We start from the raw sequence: 24,683 nt of genomic DNA on the forward strand, positions 1-24,683 counted from the left end.
TTACTTTTGGGAATGCTTTCGAAATTAAAGAATCACCTAGATATTGCGCTTCCATTTTTAAGAGAAAGGAAATTGCTCCTGGCAGTTTCAGGAGGGCTTGATAGTATGGTACTATCCGATCTGTTAAGGCAATTAAATTACGAAATTTCTATAGCGCACTGCAACTTCAACCTGCGCGGGAATGAAAGCGATGGTGATGAGGATTTTATTGCCCAATATGCTGAAGAAAATAATTTACATTTTTTTGTAACACGTTTTGATACAGAAACTTTTGCGTCCGATCATAAACTATCTATTCAGATAGCTGCAAGGCAATTGCGTTATCTGTGGTTTGATGAACTATTGCGTGAAAATAATCTTGATCATCTACTTACCGCACATCATCTTGATGACTCGATAGAAACGTTTTTGATCAACCTGACACGCGGAACAGGACTTGAGGGACTAACGGGCATCCCACACCAGAATGGGAAAATTATTCGCCCGTTATTGCCTTTTACCCGCGATGAAATTCTGGCATATGCCAAAGAGAATAATATACGATGGAGGGAGGACAGCAGCAACGCGTCCAATAAATACCTGCGCAACAAACTACGCCATGATGTGCTTCCGTTGCTTAAAGAACTCAATCCGGCTTTTGCCGATTCTTTCAGGCATACGCTTGAAAATCTTCAACAGTCACGGTCACTTGTTGAAGACGCCTCTGTATTGGTGTATAAACAAGTTGTATCTGAAAGGGAGAACAAAAAACACTTTGATATCGCAAAGTTAAAAAGGTTGAGCAATTACAAAGCTTATTTGTACCAATGGCTAAACCCATTCGGCTTTACAGCGTGGGAAGATATTTATGCACTGGCAGATGCCCAGTCAGGCAAGTATATTGTTTCAGGAAGTTTCAGGCTGTTAAAGGACAGGGAGGTACTGATATTGGAACTGCTTCCGGAAGGACTGGATAAAGTTTTTGAAATTCATTACGGGCAGGAGCAAATTAACGAACCGATCAGTCTATCCTTGTCAATAACCCAAACAATTAATAAAAATGCAACAAAAAAATCTATTTTTGTTGATAATCAATTAATAAATTACCCGTTAATTCTTCGTAAATGGAAAGATGGTGATTACTTTTGCCCTTCCAGAATGAACGGGCAACGGAAGAAGATCTCCAAATTCTTTAAGGATGAAAAGTTCAGCCTTAGCGAAAAGGAAAATGCCTGGCTGCTGTGTTCCGGAGAAGAGGTGATTTGGGTCGTGGGTCATCGTGCCGACGAGCGTTTTAAAGTAAGAGGAAATACAAACACAATTTTAAAAATAGAAGTTTTATAATAATGAGAAAATTAGCTTTCACCTTATTCCTGCTATTTGCTTTTGTAACTTCATGGGCGCAGGCACCCGACAAACACCCGGTAAAATGGACTTCGAAGATCGAGAAGAAGTCGGATAACGAATACATCATTACCCTTGACGGTACCATAGAAGATAAATGGCACGTATATTCGCAGTTTACCCCTGATGGCGGCGCGCTTCCGCTGGAAATTACCTTCAATAATGACAAGGATAATTTTCAAGCCGTAGGCAAGGCCGAGGAAAGCCCGTATGAAAAAGCTTTCAATAAAACTTTTGGGGTAGACGAATACTTCTGGAGCCATAATGTGCAGCTGAAGCAGGTTATAAGAACTACAAACCCAAACAACAACCTTGTGCAGCTTGACCTGTTTTACCAGGTGTGTAAAGAGGTTTGCATACAGGGCAACTTCTTTTTTGAATACGACCTGAAAAACCTTACTGCAAAAGAGGTAAAGCTATTCAGCGACCCCACTACAGCGGCCAAAGCCGAAACGCCAAAAAAGGCTGAGGAGGTTAAGCCTGCCTCCGCACCAAAAAAGGCTAAGGGAGATGACAAGGGTATAATGACCATCTTCATTGTAGCATTTTTCTCAGGTTTCGCGGCGTTGCTAACACCATGTGTATTCCCAATGATACCAATGACGGTGAGCGTTTTTACCAAGGCCAGTAAAACCAGGGCACAGGGTATCCGTAATGCCATATTTTTCGGCTTGTCGATCATTATAATCTACGTATTGTTAGGTTCGATCGTGACCGCATTGTTCGGGGTAGATTCACTTAACAGGCTATCTACCAATGTGTGGTTTAACCTGATATTCTTTGCACTACTTGTGTTCTTCGCCATATCGTTCCTTGGTGGGTTCGAGATCATGCTGCCTAACTCATGGGCCAATAAAGTAGACCGCCAGGCCGACAGGGGAGGATTTGTAGGTATATTGTTCATGGCGCTTGCACTGGCTATCGTATCGTTCTCATGTACAGGACCTATAGTAGGTACATTGCTGGTTGAAGCCGCATCGAAAGGCGGACTGGCACCTGTAATTGGTATGGTCGGCTTTTCATCGGCACTTGCTTTGCCGTTCATGCTTTTCGCTATGTTCCCGGGCTGGATGAACTCGCTGCCAAAATCAGGCGGATGGCTTAATACGGTAAAGGTATCGCTAGGTTTCCTGGAGCTGGCACTGGCCTTTAAATTCCTTTCCAAAGCCGATCTTGTAACGCAGTCGCATTTGTTGGAAAGGGAGATATTCCTTGTAATTTGGATCGCCGTATTTGGCGCATGGGCCCTATACCTTTTCGGGAAGCTTGTACTGCCTCATGATACACCGGTATCCTACATATCGGTAGGACGATTGCTGACAGGTTTATTAATACTTTCTTTTACCATATACCTCATTCCGGGACTTTGGGGAGCGCCGCTGAAACTGATCAGCGGATTTCCACCTCCATTACGCTACAGCGAAAGCCCTGACGGTGTGGGTCGCAGCAATATAAGCGGAAGCCTGCCGGAGGGTGCGAAACTGGTAGGTAAGGACATTATGGCATTTGAGGATTACGACAAAGGACTCGCTTACGCAAAAGAAGTAGGCAAACCGGTAATGATAGACTTTACAGGATATGGCTGTGAGAACTGCCGTAAGATGGAAGACAACGTATGGTCGGATGACCGTATCCATAGTATTTTGAAAGACGAAGTAGTGCTTATTTCTCTTTATGTCGATGCTACCGAAGAACTTCCTGAAGCACAGCAATACAGGTCAGAAACGACCGGCAGGAAAGTAAAGACCGTGGGCAATAAATGGTTTGAATTCCAGGTGAAAAAGTACGGAGCTGCCGCACAGCCGCTATATGTGGTTATTGACCACGAAGAGAACAATCTTAATGAGCCTGTAGGATATACTCCTGATGTGGAAGAATACCTGCAATGGCTGAAGGATGGGGTTGCGAAATTCAATAAAGAGTAAAAAACCAGCGCGCGTTCAGCGCCCTTTTTTATATCTCATTGATAATCTTGCGTGCCGCCGTTTGAACCGGGTCCCAAACAGGGGAGAAGGGTGGGGCGTATGACAGGTCGAGGTCGATGATATTCTGCAATGTCAGGTTGTGGGTCAATGCCGTTGCCAGTACGTCGATGCGTTTGGCAGCGCCCTCTTCACCTATGATCTGTCCGCCAAGCAACCTGCCACTATTCTTTTCAGCCAAAAGCTTTACAGTGATATTTTTTGCGTTTGGATAGTAATGTGCCCTTGTTTTACTGGCAATGATACCGGTTACGTAATCGATTCCCAGCTTTTTTAATTCCTTTTCCAGAAGCCCCGTGCGCCCGATCTCGTAGCTGCATACCTTGCATACCGCCGTACCTACACCGCCCGGAAAGAGAAGATTTTCGCCCGCAATGTTGCTGCCGGCTACAACGCCGGTTTTGTTGGCTAAAGTGCCCATGGCAATGTACACGTGCTGTTTACTCACAAGGTGCAGTGTTTCGGTGCAGTCGCCTGCGGCCCATACGTCAGCAATATTTGTCTGCATGTGCGCGTTGACCTTTATCGCGCCTTTTACGCCCAGCTCAATTTTCGAATCTTTAAGGAATGCCGTATTTGGCGATGTACCCATGCCCAGCACCACAATATCGGTTGGGATAGATTGCTTATTGGTTACGATCGCCTTAATGCAGTTGTCTTCCACATCAAACGAAACCAGTTCTTCACCAAGGTAAAGGGTTACTCCCAGTTTTCGCATTGCATCGGACACGATCTCGCCCATGTCGGGGTCAAGGGTATTCATTACCTGGCTGCCACGGTTTATAAGGCTTACCTTTAATCCCCGTATCAGCAAAGCCTCAGCCATTTCCAGTCCTATATAGCCTCCGCCAATAATGACTGCGGTTTTTGGCTTTACATTTTCAATGTATTTCTCGAGATTGATTCCGCTTTTAAGCGTCGAGATCCCGAAGATATTTTCCGAATCATATCCTTTCATGTCGGCCGGGCAATAAGCCTTTCCTCCTGTGGCAATAAGCAGTTGTCCATAATCCTGCCAAAATTCCAACTGCTTTGTTTTATCCAGGACTTTAATGCGCTTACTGTCGGTATCGACTTCAAGTACCAAATGTTCGGTACGCACATCAATGTTGAATTTATCCCTGAATTTTTGCGGGCTGCGTACAATTAACTCATCAACGGTCTTTACTGTTTCCGAGATAAAATACGGGATCCCGCAGGCCGAATAGGAAGTGTATTGTGATTTTTCGAATACGATGATCTCACGGTCAGGCTGTTCGCGGCGTACTTTCGATGCAGCCGACATCCCCGCCGCGTCGCCGCCGATTATTACAAATGTATCGTTGTTTATCATGATCTCAAATTACAAAAAAAATAGCCGGAATGTTGCGGATCCCGGCTAAAAAGAAATAAAACAGGTTTAGTATGATCTATTTCAATATGTACTGGCTGATCAGTTGGTATACCTCGTTGATATTATTGTCTTTGCCAAATTGCTTTTTGATCGGCACGCTTTCCCCGCGAACCCATATTTTCAGTTCGGCATCAAGGTCAAGAAGTCCGGCGCTTTCCTTAGAAAATTTATTAATATTGCCATAAGGAATAGAAACATAATCCACTTTGGATCCGGTAATGCCCTGCTTGTCTACAAGGATGAGCCTTTTATTGGTGAACACGAACATATCGCGTATCAGCTTGTACGCTTTTTCGATGTTCTCTCCCTGAATGAGTATCGGCTTGAATTCGTCCCTGATCTTGTCGATAGAAACTTCAGAGGCATTGCCGAGTATGGCGTTGAATAATCCCATTTTGCTTTGTTTTGGTTTAAGAGGTTAAATTAGGTAAATGTTTTTTAATCGTAACAAATTTATGGTGTAATTATGAATTTTATTTAATGATAATTTTATTGATCAGTCTAATTCCGTCAGTACAAATGATCTCAAGAAAATAACATCCTGGTGATATCCCTGTGACATTCATAGTATCTTTATCATTAAATGTTTTTGCCTTCTGTCCTACAATATCATAGAGCGTAGTTTGAATAATTTTGCTCTTTTCAAAATTTGTGGAAATAATATTGATCGTTTCTAAAACCGGATTGTTAGTCAGGATATAGGGCTTAACAGATGTAGGATCATTGTGATCTAATTCACTCGGATCATAATATGCGGCTGCTCCATTTATATTGTAGGTATTAGAGTTAAAATTAAATTGACAGCCTGTTTCCAGCGCAACATGATCTTCCATATCAATTTCATATAGCTTTACTGCCAATAGTCCGTTATTCATCAAATAGTAAGCTTTTGAATGTCCTTCAAAACTTATACTGAACGCAGCCATTACAGGCATTGGCAGGGTCATGAAAATGCTGCTTTCGGCAGGATCTGACAGATTAACTTCTAATAAATGGTATAGGGTGTCATCCTGATAATTTTCATATACAGTAAGAAAAAGCTTGCCTTCATAAAAGAACATATCGCCTGCAGCATTCATATTTCCCAGATCACCTAAAACAGAAAATGTCCCTGAAACGATATTGTATCGGTGCAATTGATTAAAGACAGCAGCATAGACATTCTCAGGATCTGCCGTTAATGAAGATATCATATCATTAAATGAACCAAGGAATTCACATGAATTTTCGTCATTCATATTGCGGCGATAGAGGCTTCCGCCGGCGGTGACGTAATACATATTCTCTGAATTATCCATTGCAATATCAAAATAAGTGTCCTCTCCCCATTGTGATAAATTATTTGTTGGAGTGCAGGTATAAATTGGAGATGCAATGCAGGAAGCGATGTCTGCATCAAAGACGGTAGACCTGCTACCGCTATAGAAATAAAATTCCTGAGCGTAGCAGTTGTTAATAAAGGCAAATAATAGTAAGGCAAATATTTTAGTCATAATTGTTGTTTTTTAAGAGTCATATTTTTTTAAAAAGGTTGCGTCTAATTTTAGTGGCTCAGGAAATTTTCCTTATTTTCACTCTCTAAATTTTCTATATGCTGATAAAAGTTTTCGGGAGCGCCGTGTTTGGGGTAGAGGCCACTACCATTACCGTTGAAGTGAATGTTGATAAGGGTGTAGGCTACCACTTGGTCGGGCTTCCGGACAATGCTGTGAAGGAAAGCAGCTACCGCATTGCAGCCGCGCTAAAGAACAACGGCTACGCGATGCCCGTAAAGAAATTCACCATCAACATGGCACCCGCCGACCTCCGCAAAGAAGGCTCAGCATACGACCTGACATTAGCCGTAGGGATCTTAGCCGCCACAGGGCAAATAAAGCCTGATGAAGTGGATAAGTACATCATCATGGGCGAATTATCGCTTGATGGCAGCCTCCAGCCCATTAAAGGCGTGCTGCCGATCGCCATAAAGGCCAAGGAGGAAGGCTTTAAAGGATTTTTCCTGCCGAAGCAAAATGTAAAGGAAGCGGCCATTGTTACCGGCCTGGATGTTTACGGAATAGAAAATGTAAAGGAGGTCATCGACTTTTTTGAAGGTGATGGCACATTGGAGCCAACCGTGATCAACACGCGTGAGGAGTTTTTTAAGAACCTGGACTTCCCGGAGTTTGATTTCAGCGACGTCAAAGGCCAGGAGAGCATTAAACGCTGCATGGAAATTGCTGCGGCGGGTGGGCATAACATCATTCTGATAGGGCCACCGGGATCAGGGAAAACAATGCTCGCCAAGCGCCTGCCCAGTATACTGCCACCAATGACCCTGCGTGAAGCTTTGGAAACGACCAAGATACACAGTGTTGCCGGAAAGATAAAGAACGTAGGCCTGCTTAACCAAAGGCCGTTCAGAAGTCCCCATCACACGGCAAGTTCTGTTGTAGTGGTTTAATGTGTGACAAGGTGTCCACACTGTTTGCTAATGATACAAGTGTAGTGATTTTATAGTATATGGACAACTCCTTAACATACTATAAAACTATTTTAAATTAAAATAGTTTTATGCATAATGCCAAAGATGCCGCAATGAGAATGATAAATAATATGCTTAGAATAACTTTTGTCTTTGAGGGGTAAATACCAATAGGGAGGGTTTTATATTCAGCATACTCTTTAAAATATACAAAGTATGTTAAAATGGACCAGCCAATCAATCCAATTGTAGATATAAAAATACCGAACATTAGAAATCCTGAACAGTAATTATCATAAACTGTTTGTTGAGCTTTAAGGCGTTCTATCCTTTTTCTATTGTTTTCTTTTTCAATTACTTTCTTCTCTTGGTCAATTACTTTTTTTTCAATTTGATTCGAAATTTCTACAGTTTTACTTTTAAGTTTATCAGATTTTGCAATAAGAGATTTCTTTGCGTTATAATTTTTAGTATGTCTAATTAACTTTTCAATGTTTGCTTGTTCTACACTGTCAATTAGCACCTTTTCATATGCCGTTTTACATTCATCTTTTAATATACTAATATCTTTATTTAGAAGAGCAATTCCATTATTATGCTCAACAATCTGTATATCCAATTCATTACTTTTTTGCAAAGGATATAGCAAACCAACCAATATCAGTATTAAACCATTAATAAAAAATAGTTTAAATAAATTTTCGGTACCCGTAAAAAAATTGCTTAAAACTTGCATTTATTCATTTTGACTTTTTACTACTCCTTTTATTTTATTTAAATAGTATTTAGTTTCAACAATGGTATCGTAGTCTATCTCTGCAAACTCAGTTAAAGCCACCTTTTGGTCATGCGTCAGCGTGTCATTTTCATCAATATTGTTAGCAAGCAAATGTTTATTATAATCAATTTCTGCTTGTACTTCTTGATGCGTAGCGACGCTTTTTAATTCTCCGTGAGAACAAGCAGTTGCTAAAGGGATTGCAAGTAATATCGCACCTAGTAATATTGAACGTCCCTTATTATTGTAAATGAATTCTATATTACCTGGCGACTGTAAATTCAACTTAATAGAGTTATCTGTAAGATTTTCTCCGAGATTGAATGCAGCATTTATATCTTCTGTAAGCTTTCGGACACCAGACATTACACCATTTAACGCGTCATAATTTATATCGTCTGTTGAATATACTTCTACGACCAGATGCGACCTATCATTTTTAACAAAAATGTTTTTTATAACTTTATCAATGTAATCTGAATAAATATTTAAATTACTAACAGCATGTTTGGAATAAATAATCTTATAAAAGATTGTATCAAGTTCTGATAGTTCTTTAGTGATAATCCAATTTACTTTTCGCCTCTTGTGAAAGTCACAATCTTGGTCATTATATTCTTCATATATTTCATTATCTGCAACATATCCAAAGGTTAAATATTGCGAGCCCGAGCTAGGAATGATTATTAAATCCCCCTCCTTTAGTTCACTAAATCTTTTAATTTTATTATAGACCTCTGTAATTTTACGTTTACCTTCTGTTGAATTTGGGTCATATAGTTGATTATTAGAATTGCGCTCGTTTTGAGAAATTTTTAATCTAATTTGGGTTGGCGTTTTCGTTTTCCAATCGTTTAGCGTAACATAGTTCCAATTTATTCCGATAAATCCTTTTGTTCTAAATGGATGATAGTTTTTTCCTTTACTAGTTCTGATGAACCAGTAATTTTTTTCACTCTCAAGTTCATCAAACTGTTCAATTAGGTCTTCAAACATTTCGGGTGTAATATAAAATTAAATTTAAAAATACTTTTAGTTATAATATGAAGGCTAAAATGACTAGAAACATTTAAATCCTTCAAAATTTTGGCAGAGGTACTGTACAGCCTTGCCCTCATCATCAAAATATTCGAAAACCTCAGAATTATCATCAGTATTAGCATTTAATAATGATGCGTTAATATAAAAACTATCTTTATTTTTATTTGTTGAAATGTGAACGAAATATTCTTGCCCATCAATTTTAGATGCTGATGTATTATGACAAGAGCCATCATTACACGTTGCACAGTCGCTTTCAAAATTAAAAGTTAACCCTAGTTCCTCAAAAGTTTTCATAAAAAATGTTTGTTTAATTAATCCTCGTAACCGCATAGTGTTCTTCCCTTTTTCTTCGCTGCATCCAGTGAGACCTTTTCGATTTCAGTTGAACAGTTTTTCAAACCTCTACAATTGTCTTTCAGGTGATATTTGAATGACTTGGGTCCGTTACAGATGTAGACATCATTTGCGGTTGGGGTAAATGTAGAAAATAGTAATCCAACAACTAAAGATAGTAATAGTGATTTCATTTATTTGGTTTATTGGGTATTACAAATGTATAAACATATTCATTCCAACCAAATTTTTTTTAACATTTCAACTTTCAGGATAGTGATAACAGTTAATGTTAATAAAATTATCTACCATTAGAAAATAATCTTATATATCTTTGTTGAGGAAATTGATTAATGATGTCGGTAAATATATTTATTACATACTTTGACCAAAGTGTGGCGTGTGGTTTTGCAAGCCCTGCTAATGATTACCCGCATGAATCAATCAATCTCAATGATTTACTGAATATTGACCCAAATGAAACTTTTATGATTACGGAAGATAATGTGTGTAAGCCTGTCGATATGAATGATGCATTGAATAGTAATCCCCATGCGACCTTCCTCATAAGGGCTAATGGTGATTCAATGAAAGATGCAGGAATACTAAATGGCAACTACGTAGTGGTGGACCGTAGCAAGGGTTACTACCCAGGTTGTATAGCTGTTTGCGTGTTCAACAATGGGTTTACAATAAAGCGTGTGTATATGGAAAATGGTATCACAAAACTAGTTTCTGCTAATAAGGATTTTGATGATGTGATTCTAAGTGAAGGAGATAATTTGATTATCTGGGGTCTAGTGACTTGGGCACTGAATAAAATGATAAAATAATGACTTGGTTTGCTCTTATAGATTGTAACAATTTTTATGCATCCGTTTTTCGGGTGTTTGAGCCGTGGGTTATGAACTCACCCATCATTGTATTGTCCAATAATGACGGCTGTACAATTGCTAGAAGCTATGAAGCAAAGAACTTGGGAATTAAGATGGGTGAGGTTTATCACTTGAATATTGAGAGGTATAAACAGCTAGGGGTGGAGATACGCTCATCCTGTTATGCACTATTTGGCAATATGTCGGATAGGGTGATGGGAATACTTTCAAAATACACTGATGCAATCGAAGTCTACAGCGTGGATGAAAGCTTTTTGAAGTTGAAAGGCTTTGATGAATACTTTGATGTAAAGTCATATATGCAACAAGCAGTTGCGGAAGTCCTGCAATGTACAGGTATACCAATCTCTGTAGGACTTGCTCCCACAAAGGCCTTGGCAAAGGTCTCAAATAAGGTAGCAAAAAAATTCCCAGAACTTACAGGTCATGTACATTGGATAAATACCGAGGAACTGCGTGTGAAGGGCCTTAAATGGACCAAGATTGAAGATGTTTGGGGTATTGGACGTAAGCATACTTGGAAGCTTATAACCCTAGAGGAAAGAGAAGTGCAAACAACTCCGCTTATGCATGTTGATACATGCAGGAGAAAGAATATTGAGAGAGCTTATGACTTTACTCTTCTTGATAGGGCATTCGTAAGGCAGGAGTTTACAGTAGTCGGAGAGAGGCTGCATAAGGAGCTGTGCGGAATACAAGCGTTGGACTTAGAGATTGAGGAGCCAAATGATAATATGAATTGCGCACGAAGCTTTGAGACCTTCCTTCATAAGAGAGAAGATATATCAGAACAGCTGTCCAGCTATGTTGCTCACGTGTGCCGCAGACTTAGAAAGCAAAGAAGGCTTTGCAATCAGATTTCGGTATTTATTGCAACAAGCCAGTTTGTGAACAACAAACGGCATAAGGACATCAGGGTAAAGTTGCCTTACAGCACCAATTCTCAATTCGAGATAAACTATTATGCGCAAGCGATGCTAAGGGCAATATATGCATCGGGATTCTCTTATGTGAAGGCTGGCGTTACCCTCAGCAAGCTCGTGCCAGACGACACAATTCAGGTTTCCCTTTTCCAAAATAGAAATGAGCGCCATCCAAAGCTAATGAAGGTATTTGATAAGATGAACCGCAAATATGGAGAGAATACCCTTATGGCGGCATCCCAGCCACAAAAGACGTTTAATATGCGCCAAAACTTTATGCGACCAGAGTGGACCTGTAAGATTGCTGATGTGCTTGAGATTAATATGGACTTGGCGCACTCGATTGGTAACGGAACTGGTATTGCTAAGGTTATCAATTATGCTGTAAAGGATTATCCACCAATGATACAAGAAATGGAAGATAATCTCTTTAGTGTAGAAATGGACAATGTGGCTTGATTATTGATTAAAACGGTGAGAATGAAGTTGAATATAATGAAGATGGTATGTGTAGAAATGCAAGACCTGGGCAAGATGCTACCCAGATTGAAATAGAATTTGATGCTAGGTTCCACAGGGCAGAAACTTTGGACTACAAGAAGCACTTTGTAAACGGACATGAGCATTTAAGAATGCCTATAATCTGCGATAAGGCCCCTGATAAGGTTCTGATGGCTCTTTGGGGTTTGATTCCAAATTGGGCATCAAATATGACCTACGAAGACTTTTATAAGATGCAGATGAGAGATAAGAAAGATACTCTCATGGCCCGTATAGAAGATATTGATAAAACCACTTCTTATAGGGACGTGGTTGGCAACCGCTGTCTAATCCTTTTGGAAAGTTTCAAAGAGTGGCAGCACGTTCCACGAATTAAGAAGGTTGAAAAGATTCCCTACGAAATTGGCCGCCCCGATGGAAAGCTATTTGCCGTTGCAGGTCTTTACAGCGTTGTCAATGGCAAACTCTCCTTCACACTCCTTACAACCGAGGCTAATGCTATGATGGCTGAGATTCATAACAGTGCAAAACGTATGCCTGTCGTATTAAACAAGTTGGAAGAAAAGACTTGGTTGGGAGGCGCACCTCGGGAGCAGTTCTATGATAGGAGCAATATTCAGCTTGTTGCAACTCCTGAGAATCAGCAGCCATCACAGTCTGCAAGTATAATTTACCTATAGAAGTATAAATTGAAAAGGCCAACGATGATTGGCCTTTTCAATTATTCCTTGAAGTTGAGGGTTTCTAAGGATAAAGAGTATTTTTCACATAAATCTTCCAAATCTTTCAACTCACTTTTGATTGATGGCTCAAACATCATCAACAAGTCAAGAAAGACAGTTTTACCTCCGACACGTTCAGGAGCGTCAACTTTTAAAATATAATTATCGCTATTTAAGCCATTATCTACCAAGTAATGATACAAGTGTTGTCTCATTTGCTTTTGAAGCCTTGAAACGGCTCTGAGGCTGTAGTTCTCCTTATCAACTGGCACATGAACACCACCAAAAAAAGTTGATGGTGTTGGGTGCATGGGTATATGTCTCTATCGTAAGAGTCCTGCCTTGGAATTGCCACTTATGGACCTTGGCTCGTATCTTTCTATGCGCTTCTTTTATCATCTATAAATTTCAAAATATTTTTATAAATTTTATAATCATAACATTCATTCTTGCCACCGAAAAATGGGTGGTTTGGATAGTATTTGTGAGAGTGTGGTAATACTCTTTCTAATAATAGGCTCTCCCATCCTCTTGCCTCGAAACCATCTTTAAAATCGTATTCTTTAAATTCAATCGGTCTATAATTTTGGTCTTTAAAACGAATTGAAACACTATGTGAAGTAACCCCGATTTTACAAAACGTCTCCCCAAAACCTGCAAGTATAGCCACATATAGTTTATGAGGTTTTAAACCTCTTTCATATTCTTCCTCTTTCAAATCAACCTCCGTTAGAGGCATATTTTTGATTGTCGTTTCTACCAAGTTTTCAATTGCGAAATTTCTATCATTACCATCTTTGAAAGTAACAGCAATAATATCTTCAACAGAATTGAATGTGCAATACATCAATTTAGCAAAGTCCAAACTTTGCTTGATGCATCCCTTTAAATTAACGGTGATAGGTCTTAGGTAATCAGACATCACTCTCCCACCTTTTGATACTATTACCTTCTGTTTTGTTTCGTACCAAACTTCACGCATCAAACAAACGAAAGTTGAATACTCTTGCACTGTGAAAAATTCTGGTTTTTTTATTAGTATTTCACGGAGTTGATTAACCTCCTTTATATTGATGTGCTTTACTTCCTTTATTTGCTTATATAACATTGTGTATTCACCACTAAGGGCAACATCATTTTCAAATTTCTCTCTTCCAAGAGAGTGTATAAACATAGCAGATTGCTGTTTTGTTAGTTTTAAAATCGCCTTTTTAAGCGGTTTTCCTGTCATCTAAATAAATCGTTTCAAAAATCTCGTTATTGTCATCATAATCATCCTCTGAGATAAACCAGCTTTCATTGTCATCCTCAACATCTTCTTCTCTTCCCTCAAGGAGATAGATGTAATGGAAGGAAGGGCAAACACCAAAGACATCCTTAAATGTTTCGGTTAGTATTTGCAAAACCCTTGGTGCTGTTGTCTCTCCAACTATCAGGCTATCATGAATTGTAAGAGGTATGATGTTCTCATCCTTACATTTATTCATAATTGTTTTGGTGATAAAGTCACTCTCCATATTCTGCATTTGCAGGGAAAGTGTATTGTTTTCAACCCTGTTGGTATCATCTATATAACCCATTATCGTTGGAAAGATGGACCTGAACACACTCTTTTCCTTTGCAAATGATGCCACCCTAGAAAAGAAAATTTTGAAAATTTGTTTCTTAGCAAATTCCCTCTCATCCTTTGCATCAGCTAGGGGCTTGGTGCCTGTAAGGGTTCTATACCTCTCGGCAAATGTTTCATACAGCAACCCCTGTGTTACCATTTTGCTGTACTCAGTGAGTTCATCTTTGTTTATCCCCTTCTTACCAATCAAGGCGGTGTACATGAAGAAAGGTTGGCTGGTCTTGATGTCAATATTAATTAGGTTTTCATCGCTTATAATGAACTTTCTCAGATAAGATGGGAGTGAGGTTAAGTTGGTGAATAAACGTCCGTTGGTTGCGCTCTTTTTAAAGAATAAGAAACCATCGGCTATGCTATTAACATGAAGCTGGGAGAGCATCATACGGTGCATTATGCTGAAAAAAGCCTTTCCACCCTCCTTGTTAAGAATCATTCCCCTGAACATAGCAAAGTTACCCTTGCTATCAATGAGGTTATCAATAACTTCATTCGAATATTCCAAGCCCAGTTCTTTGGTTAACTTTTTTATCTCATCAACGGTCTTTTCTCTTATGGCTAGCTGTGCATTTTGCTTGTCTATCTTAAATGATTTGAAGAAAGACATCTGTTGTTCAGCAAGGTCTTTAACCTTTTCTTTTCGCATACCTTTTCTAACGTTAGAAATGTTCTTATTGATTGTTTTATCAGTAATAACCACCTCCATCTTTTTACTTAACAAGTCACTTGGAATACGGTAACTCTTGCTAAATGAATTTGTATCACTATTTAAATAATGATGATTGATGATTACCAAGCCATTTTCTTCAAGAAACGCTAAGCCCTTGGTGATGTTATCTGTTTTACTAATTAGCTGTCGAAATGTCTTATAGTTGATGTTTACAAAACCATAAGCTTGTGCCAATTTACTTTTCTTGTAGTAGAGTTGTTTGCGATATATCATATCAAGCAAACAATACAAGTCATCTTTTCTTTTGTAGTATAATCCCTCTAGGATAGTGTTGATACTTTCAGGAATGTATCTTACCTCTTGTTGCTGAGCTTTCTCAGTCTTTTTTGTTTTCAATTTTTATCCTGCTTAACAATTCACCCAACATGGGGTGATTATTCTTATCCTGCTTGTTTGTCTCGGTGCAGGAGCTGGGGGTAATTAATCCCCAGCAACCGAGGTTTGATATAGAAGTATTCTCTCCTTTAATATAAATATGTAGATTAAGTGAAAAGTGCTAAATACTTTTCATTTTTTTATCTTTTTCTTTAAGAAGTTGGGAATAATGCAAATATACAGAATTTTTAACCACATTGCAAGTCGGATTCAATATAATTTTAACATTAATAAGGATAAGAAAAATCAGTGTTAAGCCCTTATTTTACTGGTGGTTTGGAGAAAAGGGGTGTAATAGGAGCCCTTGGCCTTCGAAATCCAAAACTTCGCCTCCTATTACACCCCTTTTTTCGTTAAGCCCTTATTTTACTGGTGCTAACACTGATTTTTGTATTCTAATATTAGAAATTATTATGACAATTAACCCCTGTCATATGTGACTTAAAAGTATGAATAAATCTTCCCAAACCCTTGCATTTACTGACTGTTTCAGAGATTCATAAATTCCGCATATCATCTGAAAAGTAGTGTCCTATTTTATTTTTCCTCTATACAGGTCCTTTGCTGTATTATTAATCAAATATAAAATAGAGATGAGTTATTTATCAAGATTAGATTCGGCATTAAGGTTTAAAAATTTGGGTGATGACTGTGAGGTTCTAATAGTACTATTTCAAGTTTTGGAAAACGAAGAGTTGTCAGCTGAGCAAGAAAAGTATATTAATGAGTTAGCATTACGGCTTGAAGCTTCTGAATATATCAGGTATAATCCAATCAAAATTAATTATCCTAAGCTCCGAAGATTTCTAGATACAGGAGAAGAATTGTATTCCTACTTAGAGCAAATAGGGATAGAATAAACTTTACATTCATGAGTATTGCGCTATCCTTTCTACATGGATTTAATAACATTAGAAAGGATAAAATTACTGCATCCAGCCGTCAGAAAAGAGGTTTTGGATACATATACCCACGTTAACCAAAAACTTCTTGGTAAGGGTGTTAGATTGCGTTTTGCATACACCCTAAGAACCACTAAAGAGCAGGATGAACTATATGCTCAGGGCCGTACCAAATTATTTGATAATAATGGAAGAAGATTAGGAATTGTAACAAATGCCAAGGGAGGCCAGAGCATTCACAACTACTCTTTAGCGTTTGATATTGTTCTACTATTAGACAAAAATGGCGATGGTGTATTTGAGGCTGCAAGCTGGGACACTAAGGCTGATAATGATAAGGACGGGACCGCTGACTGGATGGAAGTGGTCAACTACTTTAAGAGCAAAGGATGGGTTTGGGGAGGTGACTGGAAAGGTAAGTTGGTTGATGCGCCACACTTCGAGAAAACATTTAATCACACTTGGAGAACTCTGAAAGCAAAGGTTGATAAGGGAGATGTGATTAGAGAGGTAATCGGAGGTGTAGAATATATTTATCCAAAACTTTAAAATAATCACACGAAGCCCTTTACTTTCAGCCTGTTTGACAGTATAGTTCTAATATATGATTGGAACAATACACATAACGGGAGTAATTGGTGAAGATACCAACCTTCTAGATATAATCAGGCAAGTCAAAGCTCAAAAAACTGCAACGGAATTCATTGTAAAGATTGATTCTGTTGGCGGTTATGTTGATGCTGGATTTGATATATATGATTATTTAGTAAACCTTCCTCAAAACGTTACAACATACGCAACACAAGCGTACAGCATTGCCAGCGTAATCTTCATGGCTGGTTCAATTAGAATAGTCCCTGAAAATGCTGAACAACCTTTAATGGCCCATTTACCATGGGCTGAATTTAAAGGTTCTCACAGCGAGGTTATGGCTGATTTAAGCATACTTAAGAATGCTGAGGATAGACTTTTAAAATTTTATAGTGAACAGCTTGAAATTGACAAAAGCACCCTTCAATCATTACTGTCTACAGATTGTTTTATTAGCTCAACCAAAGCGATTGAATTGGGTTTTGCTACAACAATACAGCCAGCTCAACGAGCCGTGGCAATGATTACAAATAACAAAGAAAAAGAAGAAGAAAGTTTGATGAACAAACTAACAAAAGAGTTCCAGAGAAGATTCAACAAGGCAATGGCATCACTAAGTGGTGTGAGAGCGGAATTGGTACTACAGGATTCTACAGGTGTTGAAGTTGTTTTCCCTGAGCTTGCTCCGAACGATGTTCCAGAGCAAGGTGAGAAAGCTACGATTGACGGAAAGCCAGCAGAAGGTAGTCATGTAATGCCTGATGGCTCCACTATCACATTCGAAGGTGGTGTTTTAAAAGAGATTTTACCAGCCGAGCCAACAGAAGATGAGAATGCTCCACAAGATGCTGAGGGTGATGCTCCAACAGAAGATGAACAAGCCGATGACAAGGATGCAAGAATTGCAGAATTGGAATCTGAGAATGAGGAACTGAAAGCAAAGATTGCTGAACTGGAAGGCTCAAAAGCAGAAGAAACCACTGAGACCGATAACAAGATGCTTGAAGTGGTGGCAATGGCCGCTGAGAAGGTAAATGAGTTACAGGGCAAGTATGAAGCCCTAGCAAAACAAGTTGGTAGCGATTACCAACCCAACAATAAAAAGGAAGCAAATTCCACAGTTAAGGCAAGTGCCGAGCAGATGAACAGAGCTTGGGCCATCCTTAACTCAAAATAAGAATAACAAGAAGTATAACTTTTAAATATAAATGGCTTATGACGTTTCGCAATTAGCGAATTATGTAAATGAACAAAATTTCCCAATTCTAAGGAAATCTATTTTCGGTAGTAAAACTATTGAGCTTTTCGATAAGCAAACAGGTATCAAGCATTCAGAAGCACTTAACTACATGGATGTTGATGCAACATTCCAAAACAATGCAGCTGGTCAAACGATACAATCAATTGGTAATACAACTTTTTCTCAAAGATATATCACTGTTGCTCCTGTAGCAGTTCGTCACGATTACGACCCGAGAGACCTTAATACAAAATATCTTAACTCTCAAGCGAAAGCTGGTAGTGCAGATGATGAAATACCTTTCGAGGGTGAAGTTATTGATGCGCTAACTGATAAAGTTGCAATGCAGAATGAAATTGCTGTTTGGAGAGGTGACATTACACTAACAGGCGCAAGTAATGTCAATCTAAATAAGTATGACGGTTTCATCAAAAAATTGGATAATGAGGTAGAAGTTATCAAGGTAACTGGTGCAACTCTAACATCAGTAAACATAGTGGCTCAGATGGATAAAATCTATGAAGCTATCCCAACGGAAATCCTTGATTCTGCCAATCTTGGTATTTTCATTGGTAGGGACCTTTACAGAACATATACACAAGCATTAAAGAATGCTAATCTTTTCCATTATTCAGTTGATGGTGGCGACACATTCACATTACCAGGTACCACAGTTAAAGTTTATGCCTTGCCAGGTCTTAACGGGACAGGTAGAGTGTATGCAGGGGAAACAAACAACTTCGTAACTGGTCACGACCTGTTAGGTGAAGATGATAAAGCCGAAGCTGGTTTCATTTTTGAGACCGAGAAGGTAAAAGTGAAACTTGCTTTTAAACTTGGTGTACAAGTGAAATTCCCATCACAAATTGTAACCTATAAGGTAGCCTAAATAATGTAGAATTGGGGGTGGCAATAGCCCCTGATTTCTAATATTAGAAAATAACATAGGATAGATATACAGATACTAAATGAGTTGTGATATAAGATTACTAAATAACATTGGCTTTGATTGTTCGAAGCCAGCAAAAGCAGGGCTTGAGACAAAAGCTTTGCTTATAAATAGAGCGGACATTGACAAAACAGCGTTAACGCTGTCTGGAGCAGCTGTCACCAATATTTCACTGACATCTGGTGCAACTGCTTATAGCATTGGCTGGGTGAAACAACTTGGTTCGACCGCATCTTCATTTGTAGCAAATGAGAACGGTCTGAATAAATTCTCCCATACCTTCAACTGCCGTATCTTCGGGCAAGGTGTTGAAGATGCCCACAGGGTGGCCGAATTAGCTAATGGGGAATATGTTCTCGTAGTACAGACCAAGTGGGGTGCGGGAACTGATGAAGCATTTAAAATTTATGGGCTAACTTCTGGACTATTCATGACCGAGGGCGCACAAAATTCAGGGGAAAGTGACGCAAGTTTCACCTTTGTTCTCGCCTCACAAGAAGGCTTCGAAGAGCAATACCATCAATACATTTGGAAAGAAGGTACTTATGCTGCTATGAAGGCAAAATTTGATGCGAGGTTGGTTGACTAACAAGATAATAAAGGAAGGAGATAAAGAAGGTGGTGGTTGTAAAGGCTACCACCTTTTTTTCTAATAGGAAGAAGAATGAGTTGTACAAAATGTAAAAAGAAAACGGCCCTCTCAGGAGCTACGGAGCCTGAAAAATTGCAGATTGAAACGGTTGCCGAGTTGGTGTCGGGATATAGATTAAGAGATGGAATTTCTTATGACCAGATAGGATTGAATAGTCCGAGTGATGCCCAAATAGAAGCATTTCTAAAGGTTAATCCAAATAGAAAAAGCCTATTTGCAGTATTACCAGATAACATGAAGATTGGAATGAGCAAAGGATAATGAAGATTAAGTTAATTGATGTAGATAATAGGCTAAATATCAAATTTGATAAGACTGAGGGCATATATAAATGGTCCGATGACAACGCATATCCGCAGCTTATCAAAAGCCTTATTGGAAGTTCAGTAACCGCTAAAAACTGTGTTGACATCAACAGCAAATATATCTACGGAAAAGGTTTTTCTAACGTTAGAAAAGATGCTCTAGTTAACAAAAGGGGGCTTACTTTAAATAAACTATTCAGACAAGCCAGTAGGGAGTTCTCAGAACAAAATAATCTGTTCTTTCATATCAATTACAATGCTTTATACCAAATTACAAGTGTTGAGTTAATACCATGTTCAGATGCTAGAATTGGAAAGAGCGATTCAACAGGTTATAGCGGAAAGATAGTAGTTTATAACAATTGGGATAGGAGTAAAGCAAAGAAGGTAGATAAGAAAGATTTTGAATTATTTGATATTTTTAATCCCAATCCTCTCGTAATCGAAGCCCAAGTGGAGGCAGCAGGTGGCTGGTCCAAATTTAAAGGGCAAATATTACACATTACAGCCGATTTCAATGATATATATAGTTTGTCAGATGGTGATTCGGTTTTAAGAGATATGAATACTGAATACATGGCTAGTGTTTTTAAAGAAGCTGGACTTACAAGGGGAAATTACGGCACACGTATCTTCATAACAAAGCCGTTCAACAATGATTATGAAAGAAATGATTTTGAGGGAACTATTCAAGATATGCTTGGGGTCGAAAGTACCAATGGAGTATTAATTTTAGAAGCTGATAAGGAAAGCGACAATCTTGATGACCAATTTATTATTAAAAATCTTGAAAGTGACTTTGATGATAAAAGAGTGGAATACACAGAGACAAGTTCAGCAAAGAAAATACGAAAAGCTTTTGGAGTGCCAGCTATTCTAATTGAGGATAACGACAATAGCATTTTCGGCAACAGCGGAGAGCTGATAATCCAAGCCAAAAAGCTCCATTGGGAAGCGAAAGAGGAAGAAAGGGCTAATATTACCGAAGCATTCCAAACAATCTTCTCAAGATGGCACGAACCAATTAATCCTGAAAATGACTGGACAATAACACCGATTCTAACATTAGAAAATAATGCAGTATCTAATTAATATTGAAGATATAAAGCTGGTAAAAGACCTAGGGAAAAAGGTTGATGAGAACAAAATTAACCCAATCATTGCCCAAGCGCACGATGACATTCGAGAATACCTTGGAATCAACTTTTATTTTGATGTGGTTGCTAATAAAGATAGTGAGAACTACCAAGACCTATTAAGTGGTAGCAGCTTTTCAATAACAGGGCAATACCCTCAAATTACCTATTATCAGGAAGGCTTAAAAGCGATGCTTATTGACCTTTTTATGTCGAGGTATATACCACAGATTAATATAAATTTTACGCCATTTGGCGCAACAGTGAAAACCGACCAAGGAAGTGAACCAGCATCTGATTCAGCACTAAGAGATAGGGCTAAGGAGCAATCACAAATGGCTGGAAGCAAATGGGAATTGATTAAGATGTACCTAACAGAAAAAACATCGCAGTTCCCAGCATATAACACCTGTTCCAATACAATAGTTACAGGTGAGAGAAAAATGAGACTTAGGAGGATAGCATAATGGTTATAATTCAAAATATTGATGACAATACTTTCTTATTCAACAATCGTAAGTATGTAAAAAAGTACCTTGTATTAAAGCTTGGTAATACTCATATAGCTATTCATAACGCTTATGATGTGAGGATGCAGCTATTGGAAAGTACGCATTATTCCCAAGTGCAGGTTGATGGTGAAATATATGATAGCCAAGAGGCCCTGATGAGCGTTTTGGCCCCGTTGCTTTTCAATAGCGGAGGGAACACCAGCGGCAGTACTCAAAATAATAAGGCTGCCTATATTCAATGCGGTATTGTTGAGGGTGAAGGTGAAATTACCCCAGCCCAACTCGCCACTTTCATCAATGCTCAGGAGTGGTCATTTGTTGTAAGTGAGACAACTACACCTGTCTTATTTGAAGCCTTAAGAACAAGCGACGGTATTACTAAAAAATACATCTTTATTTTTCTTCAAGGTAAAGGAAAATGGGGTTCTGCGAGTGGTAGCAATCCCAATCCTGTTTACTCCACATTTTTCAAATTAATTTCAGTTCAAAATCTCACACCAGATGATATTGATGAAGATGAAAATAGCCAAATCAACTATCTTGGCGAAATTGATGACGGGGATTTTGTCAATGTAGCAAATGCAACCGAGTGGGCATTTACAAGTACAACAGAGCAGTACTATTTTTCATATACTACCGATGATGTGCTTTACTTCGCACTGTTTATTGGCGAACCTGGAACTTATGGAGGTGGAAGTTTGGATACAAATGATTTCACTGAGGATGATTTTGTAATTACAACCAATTCAAGTATACCGCCAGTAGGGATACCCAACCTTCAACAAGTTCTGAACGAATCCTCTACTGCTACGACACCAAATTACATTTCAATTGCAGCAGCTGGGTTTCAATTTGGCGTGTCGGGAGTTGGCAGCATAGCACTTACACCAACTCAAACTTATTTTGGTGGGTTAAATGGGGCAATTCATTTAACTACAGGCGGAACTGAGATAAACACAGCTGGATATGGATTCCAAATATATGGTGGAGCTGGAGGGCAAATCAATACCAACCCTGCCAATGGTATATCTATCAATGGTAATGCTGGTGGAATAACGCTTAACGGTAGTTCTCAAGGAATCAACCTTAATGGTCAAGGTGGCGGCATAAGGATTAATGGGGGAAGCCAAGGCCTAACTTTAGCTGGAAGCGCAATAAAGTTTTCTGGTGAAAGCTACACAATCTTTGACAGGCCATTTAACTATTTTACAGATGTATCAAGCGGTTACACCAACAGGTCATTGGTAGATAAAGGCTATGTCTTAAGCTTGCTCTCTGGTGTGACAAGTGGAAGCAATAGTAGCTGGGGTAGTATCACAGGGACGTTATCTGCTCAAACAGACCTTCAAACAACATTAAGTACTAAAGGTAAACTATCAGGAGGAAATACATGGGTCGGTAATCAAACAGTGCAGGGTAAAATTTCTGCATCTGCTGCTACAACAGGAACTGAGGTAGTGGTATTATCTCAACTAGATAGATACTTGTATCTTGACAGTGGTTCACCAAATCTTGTAAAAAGCTGTTGGTACGGTTCTAAGTCAGAATATGAGGCTTTAGGGAGCTACGACCCAAATGTTGTATATAACATCAATAATGTAGAGTTCAGAGGCAGTTTAAGTTTATCAGCGAACGGTACAACAACCATAAGTATTTCACATGGTCTAGGTTCTACACCATCATGGTTGACCGTTGATGCAAAGAACTCAAATGCTGGGGGCTTCTTATACAAAACTGCCGACAGCACTAAAATATACATAACGTATTCATCGGCTCCATCAGGAATGCTTGAATATTGGGTGGCTTATAATTCGTAGGTATGAGTATAATAATCAACTCTAACACTTACAAGGCATCTTCCATAAAAATAGTTGATGGCAAGATATACAGCGGTAGTTATCCGTTCCAGACTGAAACCTTGACACTTCTTTCGAGAGGTAAACAGGAAGGCTTTAATCTACCAAACTTTAATTCACAAGTCACTATTGACGTTCTTATCCAACAACTGAAAAGTCATGGGATTTGGCAACAATTGGATGTGTATTATAATTTCAGTTATAATGATACTTCTCTCGCTGATTTCAGTAGGATTAACTGGAAAAGTCCATTTTCAGCATTGGCTACAAAAAATGGGGGTATGGCATACACTAACCAAGGCTGGGAAGGTAATGGGGTAGATGGGTATATTGATACAAACTATTTGACTAGTGTTTCATCAAACTACAAGTTGTCAGGTGCTACAATTGGAGGTTATGTGTATAAAGCAAATACAGCTGGGGGAGTGTCAGGCAGGATTGCCTGTGCAATTGATACAGACAGGATGACTGTAATTAACACATCCACAACCAGACACAGGATAAACACTGCTAGTAATACAAGTGTAACCGTGAATCTTAGTGGACTTGGCTACAAGATAACTACTAAGGATAATACACCTAATGCGAGGTACCACTATAATAATTCAACATTGACATCAACTACAACACCAACTGATACCGCTGATGGGAACAACAGACGATTAGGATTATTTGCCTCGGTCTCAACGTCAGTCTATGGCAATCACGGATTATCTACTTTAATCTTTGGAGGTTTCCTTTCAGAGACTCAAGTTGGTCAATTCCAAAGTTCATACAATAATTATCTTTCAAGATTATGATAGTATATAAAATTGCTAATCCTTCACTGTATCACGGTGAACAAATTGGCACAGACCACTATTGCAATATTGTTTCTGATTGTTACGGAAACAGAATTGTTTCATCTCAGCAATTCAGTCTTATGATTGAAACATGGCCTGAACTGGAATATGAAGAAATCTTATGGTGTCCTCCGTGCAGGGATGAGGAAACCGATGAAATAATCCCCTGTGATAATGAAGAATAAAATATTTGGAAATGACCGAAGTAACGACATGGCTATTGCAACAAGCCCCAGTAGTAGCCGTAATGGGTATAGTAATTTACTGGCTGGCAAAGAGACTTGAGAAGGCACAAGATGATAAGGACACACTTTCTAAAGATGTGGTAAAAATCACAGCCTTATGGGAGGAAAAATATCAAAAAGAGAGTAATAAGGATGAGAAAATTATTGAACTTCTCACCGAGATTAAAACCCTCGTTACAAAATGAATTTCTTAAAAGCTATCTTCAAGAGATGGGACAATTCAAATTATAATGAGGCCAAAAAAAGACTGGCTGATGTTCAGAAAAAGCTCGAATCAAATCCCAAAATCCTTAAATATAAAG

26 protein-coding genes and 1 pseudogene are annotated in these 24,683 nt (G+C 38.8%); 17 read left to right on the forward strand and 10 right to left on the reverse strand.

The annotated features are described in order from the left end of the window. Positions 1-12 precede the first annotated feature (12 nt). Both tilS and ACT6R0_RS04470 read left to right on the forward strand, forming a co-directional pair. Positions 13-1,323 (forward strand): tRNA lysidine(34) synthetase TilS, encoded by a 1,311-nt coding sequence (gene tilS, locus ACT6R0_RS04465; RefSeq protein WP_444651677.1) that lies wholly within the window; start codon positions 13-15, stop codon positions 1,321-1,323. Positions 1,324-1,325: 2 nt separating this feature from the next. Next, positions 1,326-3,308 (forward strand): cytochrome c biogenesis protein CcdA, encoded by a 1,983-nt coding sequence (locus ACT6R0_RS04470; protein ID WP_444651678.1) that lies wholly within the window; start codon positions 1,326-1,328, stop codon positions 3,306-3,308. 28 nt (positions 3,309-3,336) lie between these two features. Here the strand turns inward: ACT6R0_RS04470 and ACT6R0_RS04475 are convergent, their stop codons facing one another. The 3 genes from ACT6R0_RS04475 to ACT6R0_RS04485 form a co-directional block, all read right to left on the reverse strand. Further along, the gene (locus tag ACT6R0_RS04475) at positions 3,337-4,698 is read right to left on the reverse strand and encodes an FAD-dependent oxidoreductase (RefSeq protein WP_444651679.1); all 1,362 of its coding nucleotides are present in this window, start codon (positions 4,696-4,698) and stop codon (positions 3,337-3,339) included. Positions 4,699-4,774: 76 nt separating this feature from the next. After that, complete coding sequence (locus tag ACT6R0_RS04480; RefSeq protein ID WP_444651680.1) at positions 4,775-5,152, reverse strand: PH domain-containing protein; 378 nt, start codon at positions 5,150-5,152, stop codon at positions 4,775-4,777. Positions 5,153-5,231: 79 nt separating this feature from the next. Beyond that, positions 5,232-6,251 (reverse strand): T9SS type A sorting domain-containing protein, encoded by a 1,020-nt coding sequence (locus ACT6R0_RS04485; protein ID WP_444651682.1) that lies wholly within the window; start codon positions 6,249-6,251, stop codon positions 5,232-5,234. A 98-nt stretch (positions 6,252-6,349) separates the two neighbouring features. Between ACT6R0_RS04485 and ACT6R0_RS04490 the strand changes: the two are divergent. Continuing rightward, positions 6,350-7,198: pseudogene (locus ACT6R0_RS04490) on the forward strand (YifB family Mg chelatase-like AAA ATPase); the annotation flags it as partial. Between the two features lie 100 nt (positions 7,199-7,298). Here ACT6R0_RS04490 and ACT6R0_RS04495 read toward each other — a convergent pair. From ACT6R0_RS04495 to ACT6R0_RS04510, 4 genes are all read right to left on the reverse strand, one after another. After that, positions 7,299-7,958 (reverse strand): hypothetical protein, encoded by a 660-nt coding sequence (locus ACT6R0_RS04495; protein ID WP_444651684.1) that lies wholly within the window; start codon positions 7,956-7,958, stop codon positions 7,299-7,301. Continuing rightward, complete coding sequence (locus ACT6R0_RS04500; protein ID WP_444651686.1) at positions 7,959-8,996, reverse strand: hypothetical protein; 1,038 nt, start codon at positions 8,994-8,996, stop codon at positions 7,959-7,961. Positions 8,997-9,059: 63 nt separating this feature from the next. Beyond that, positions 9,060-9,338, reverse strand: a complete 279-nt coding sequence (locus ACT6R0_RS04505) for a hypothetical protein (RefSeq protein ID WP_444651688.1) — start codon at positions 9,336-9,338, stop codon at positions 9,060-9,062. Between the two features lie 17 nt (positions 9,339-9,355). Beyond that, positions 9,356-9,571, reverse strand: coding sequence for a hypothetical protein (locus ACT6R0_RS04510; RefSeq protein ID WP_444651689.1), 216 nt, complete (start codon positions 9,569-9,571; stop codon positions 9,356-9,358). 162 nt (positions 9,572-9,733) lie between these two features. On the opposite strand from ACT6R0_RS04510, the gene ACT6R0_RS04515 reads away from it, so the two are divergent. Genes ACT6R0_RS04515 through ACT6R0_RS04525 form a run of 3 tightly spaced genes read left to right on the forward strand, consistent with a single transcriptional unit; the run spans position 9,734 to position 12,377 of the window. Next, positions 9,734-10,210, forward strand: coding sequence for a LexA family protein (locus tag ACT6R0_RS04515; protein ID WP_444651690.1), 477 nt, complete (start codon positions 9,734-9,736; stop codon positions 10,208-10,210). After that, positions 10,210-11,655: a Y-family DNA polymerase gene (locus ACT6R0_RS04520; protein ID WP_444651692.1), complete on the forward strand. Its 1,446-nt coding sequence runs from the start codon at positions 10,210-10,212 to the stop codon at positions 11,653-11,655. Before ACT6R0_RS04515 ends, ACT6R0_RS04520 begins: the two co-directional genes overlap by 1 nt. A gap of 47 nt (positions 11,656-11,702) precedes the next feature. Then, entirely contained in the window at positions 11,703-12,377 is a 675-nt protein-coding gene (locus ACT6R0_RS04525) for an SOS response-associated peptidase (protein ID WP_444651693.1), read from the forward strand. Between the two features lie 41 nt (positions 12,378-12,418). Here ACT6R0_RS04525 and ACT6R0_RS04530 read toward each other — a convergent pair whose 3' ends face one another. From ACT6R0_RS04530 to ACT6R0_RS04540, 3 genes are all read right to left on the reverse strand, one after another. After that, positions 12,419-12,730, reverse strand: a complete 312-nt coding sequence (locus ACT6R0_RS04530; protein WP_444651695.1) for a hypothetical protein — start codon at positions 12,728-12,730, stop codon at positions 12,419-12,421. A gap of 68 nt (positions 12,731-12,798) precedes the next feature. Continuing rightward, positions 12,799-13,650, reverse strand: a complete 852-nt coding sequence (locus ACT6R0_RS04535; protein ID WP_444651697.1) for a hypothetical protein — start codon at positions 13,648-13,650, stop codon at positions 12,799-12,801. After that, positions 13,631-15,112, reverse strand: coding sequence for a hypothetical protein (locus ACT6R0_RS04540; protein WP_444651699.1), 1,482 nt, complete (start codon positions 15,110-15,112; stop codon positions 13,631-13,633). The genes ACT6R0_RS04535 and ACT6R0_RS04540 overlap by 20 nt, the downstream gene beginning before the upstream one ends. Before the next feature lie 632 nt (positions 15,113-15,744). Between ACT6R0_RS04540 and ACT6R0_RS04545 the strand changes: the two genes are divergently transcribed. The 11 genes from ACT6R0_RS04545 (at position 15,745) to ACT6R0_RS04595 (ending at position 24,566) form a co-directional block, all read left to right on the forward strand. Then, a complete protein-coding gene (locus ACT6R0_RS04545) occupies positions 15,745-16,011 on the forward strand; it encodes a hypothetical protein (protein WP_444651700.1) in 267 nt (88 codons plus the stop codon). 36 nt (positions 16,012-16,047) lie between these two features. Next, positions 16,048-16,602, forward strand: coding sequence for a M15 family metallopeptidase (locus tag ACT6R0_RS04550; RefSeq protein ID WP_444651702.1), 555 nt, complete (start codon positions 16,048-16,050; stop codon positions 16,600-16,602). A gap of 55 nt (positions 16,603-16,657) precedes the next feature. Further along, on the forward strand, positions 16,658-17,821 hold the full coding sequence (locus ACT6R0_RS04555) for an ATP-dependent Clp protease proteolytic subunit (protein ID WP_444651704.1): 1,164 nt from the start codon (positions 16,658-16,660) through the stop codon (positions 17,819-17,821). A gap of 31 nt (positions 17,822-17,852) precedes the next feature. After that, positions 17,853-18,773 carry a hypothetical protein gene (locus tag ACT6R0_RS04560; protein WP_444651706.1) on the forward strand — a complete coding sequence of 307 codons (921 nt, stop codon included), beginning with the start codon at positions 17,853-17,855 and terminating at the stop codon, positions 18,771-18,773. A gap of 79 nt (positions 18,774-18,852) precedes the next feature. Beyond that, positions 18,853-19,422, forward strand: coding sequence for a hypothetical protein (locus tag ACT6R0_RS04565; RefSeq protein WP_444651708.1), 570 nt, complete (start codon positions 18,853-18,855; stop codon positions 19,420-19,422). Positions 19,423-19,497: 75 nt separating this feature from the next. Continuing rightward, complete coding sequence (locus ACT6R0_RS04570; RefSeq protein WP_444651710.1) at positions 19,498-19,746, forward strand: hypothetical protein; 249 nt, start codon at positions 19,498-19,500, stop codon at positions 19,744-19,746. After that, complete coding sequence (locus ACT6R0_RS04575; protein ID WP_444651711.1) at positions 19,746-20,882, forward strand: hypothetical protein; 1,137 nt, start codon at positions 19,746-19,748, stop codon at positions 20,880-20,882. Before ACT6R0_RS04570 ends, ACT6R0_RS04575 begins: the two co-directional genes overlap by 1 nt. After that, positions 20,866-21,393, forward strand: a complete 528-nt coding sequence (locus ACT6R0_RS04580; RefSeq protein WP_444651713.1) for a DUF6712 family protein — start codon at positions 20,866-20,868, stop codon at positions 21,391-21,393. The genes ACT6R0_RS04575 and ACT6R0_RS04580 overlap by 17 nt, the downstream gene beginning before the upstream one ends. Then, positions 21,393-23,255: a phage upper tail fiber protein gene (locus tag ACT6R0_RS04585; RefSeq protein ID WP_444651714.1), complete on the forward strand. Its 1,863-nt coding sequence runs from the start codon at positions 21,393-21,395 to the stop codon at positions 23,253-23,255. Before ACT6R0_RS04580 ends, ACT6R0_RS04585 begins: the two co-directional genes overlap by 1 nt. Positions 23,256-23,257: 2 nt before the next feature. Beyond that, a complete protein-coding gene (locus ACT6R0_RS04590; RefSeq protein WP_444651715.1) occupies positions 23,258-24,094 on the forward strand; it encodes a hypothetical protein in 837 nt (278 codons plus the stop codon). Positions 24,095-24,332: 238 nt separating this feature from the next. Then, positions 24,333-24,566, forward strand: coding sequence for a hypothetical protein (locus ACT6R0_RS04595; RefSeq protein WP_444651716.1), 234 nt, complete (start codon positions 24,333-24,335; stop codon positions 24,564-24,566). Positions 24,567-24,683 lie beyond the last annotated feature (117 nt).

This window comes from Flavobacterium sp. (assembly GCF_052437795.1).
Classification (GTDB): Bacteria; Bacteroidota; Bacteroidia; order Flavobacteriales; family Flavobacteriaceae; genus Flavobacterium.

Coding starts and splice junctions, on each gene's coding strand:
- tilS (WP_444651677.1), top strand. CDS start 13: ATGCTTTCGAAATTAAAGAATCACCTAGATATTGCGCTTCCATTTTTA.
- ACT6R0_RS04470 (WP_444651678.1), top strand. CDS start 1,326: ATGAGAAAATTAGCTTTCACCTTATTCCTGCTATTTGCTTTTGTAACT.
- ACT6R0_RS04475 (WP_444651679.1), bottom strand. CDS start 4,698: ATGATAAACAACGATACATTTGTAATAATCGGCGGCGACGCGGCGGGG.
- ACT6R0_RS04480 (WP_444651680.1), bottom strand. CDS start 5,152: ATGGGATTATTCAACGCCATACTCGGCAATGCCTCTGAAGTTTCTATC.
- ACT6R0_RS04485 (WP_444651682.1), bottom strand. CDS start 6,251: ATGACTAAAATATTTGCCTTACTATTATTTGCCTTTATTAACAACTGC.
- ACT6R0_RS04495 (WP_444651684.1), bottom strand. CDS start 7,958: ATGCAAGTTTTAAGCAATTTTTTTACGGGTACCGAAAATTTATTTAAA.
- ACT6R0_RS04500 (WP_444651686.1), bottom strand. CDS start 8,996: ATGTTTGAAGACCTAATTGAACAGTTTGATGAACTTGAGAGTGAAAAA.
- ACT6R0_RS04505 (WP_444651688.1), bottom strand. CDS start 9,338: ATGAAAACTTTTGAGGAACTAGGGTTAACTTTTAATTTTGAAAGCGAC.
- ACT6R0_RS04510 (WP_444651689.1), bottom strand. CDS start 9,571: ATGAAATCACTATTACTATCTTTAGTTGTTGGATTACTATTTTCTACA.
- ACT6R0_RS04515 (WP_444651690.1), top strand. CDS start 9,734: ATGTCGGTAAATATATTTATTACATACTTTGACCAAAGTGTGGCGTGT.
- ACT6R0_RS04520 (WP_444651692.1), top strand. CDS start 10,210: ATGACTTGGTTTGCTCTTATAGATTGTAACAATTTTTATGCATCCGTT.
- ACT6R0_RS04525 (WP_444651693.1), top strand. CDS start 11,703: ATGTGTAGAAATGCAAGACCTGGGCAAGATGCTACCCAGATTGAAATA.
- ACT6R0_RS04530 (WP_444651695.1), bottom strand. CDS start 12,730: ATGCACCCAACACCATCAACTTTTTTTGGTGGTGTTCATGTGCCAGTT.
- ACT6R0_RS04535 (WP_444651697.1), bottom strand. CDS start 13,650: ATGACAGGAAAACCGCTTAAAAAGGCGATTTTAAAACTAACAAAACAG.
- ACT6R0_RS04545 (WP_444651700.1), top strand. CDS start 15,745: ATGAGTTATTTATCAAGATTAGATTCGGCATTAAGGTTTAAAAATTTG.
- ACT6R0_RS04550 (WP_444651702.1), top strand. CDS start 16,048: ATGGATTTAATAACATTAGAAAGGATAAAATTACTGCATCCAGCCGTC.
- ACT6R0_RS04555 (WP_444651704.1), top strand. CDS start 16,658: ATGATTGGAACAATACACATAACGGGAGTAATTGGTGAAGATACCAAC.
- ACT6R0_RS04560 (WP_444651706.1), top strand. CDS start 17,853: ATGGCTTATGACGTTTCGCAATTAGCGAATTATGTAAATGAACAAAAT.
- ACT6R0_RS04565 (WP_444651708.1), top strand. CDS start 18,853: ATGAGTTGTGATATAAGATTACTAAATAACATTGGCTTTGATTGTTCG.
- ACT6R0_RS04570 (WP_444651710.1), top strand. CDS start 19,498: ATGAGTTGTACAAAATGTAAAAAGAAAACGGCCCTCTCAGGAGCTACG.
- ACT6R0_RS04575 (WP_444651711.1), top strand. CDS start 19,746: ATGAAGATTAAGTTAATTGATGTAGATAATAGGCTAAATATCAAATTT.
- ACT6R0_RS04580 (WP_444651713.1), top strand. CDS start 20,866: ATGCAGTATCTAATTAATATTGAAGATATAAAGCTGGTAAAAGACCTA.
- ACT6R0_RS04585 (WP_444651714.1), top strand. CDS start 21,393: ATGGTTATAATTCAAAATATTGATGACAATACTTTCTTATTCAACAAT.
- ACT6R0_RS04590 (WP_444651715.1), top strand. CDS start 23,258: ATGAGTATAATAATCAACTCTAACACTTACAAGGCATCTTCCATAAAA.
- ACT6R0_RS04595 (WP_444651716.1), top strand. CDS start 24,333: ATGACCGAAGTAACGACATGGCTATTGCAACAAGCCCCAGTAGTAGCC.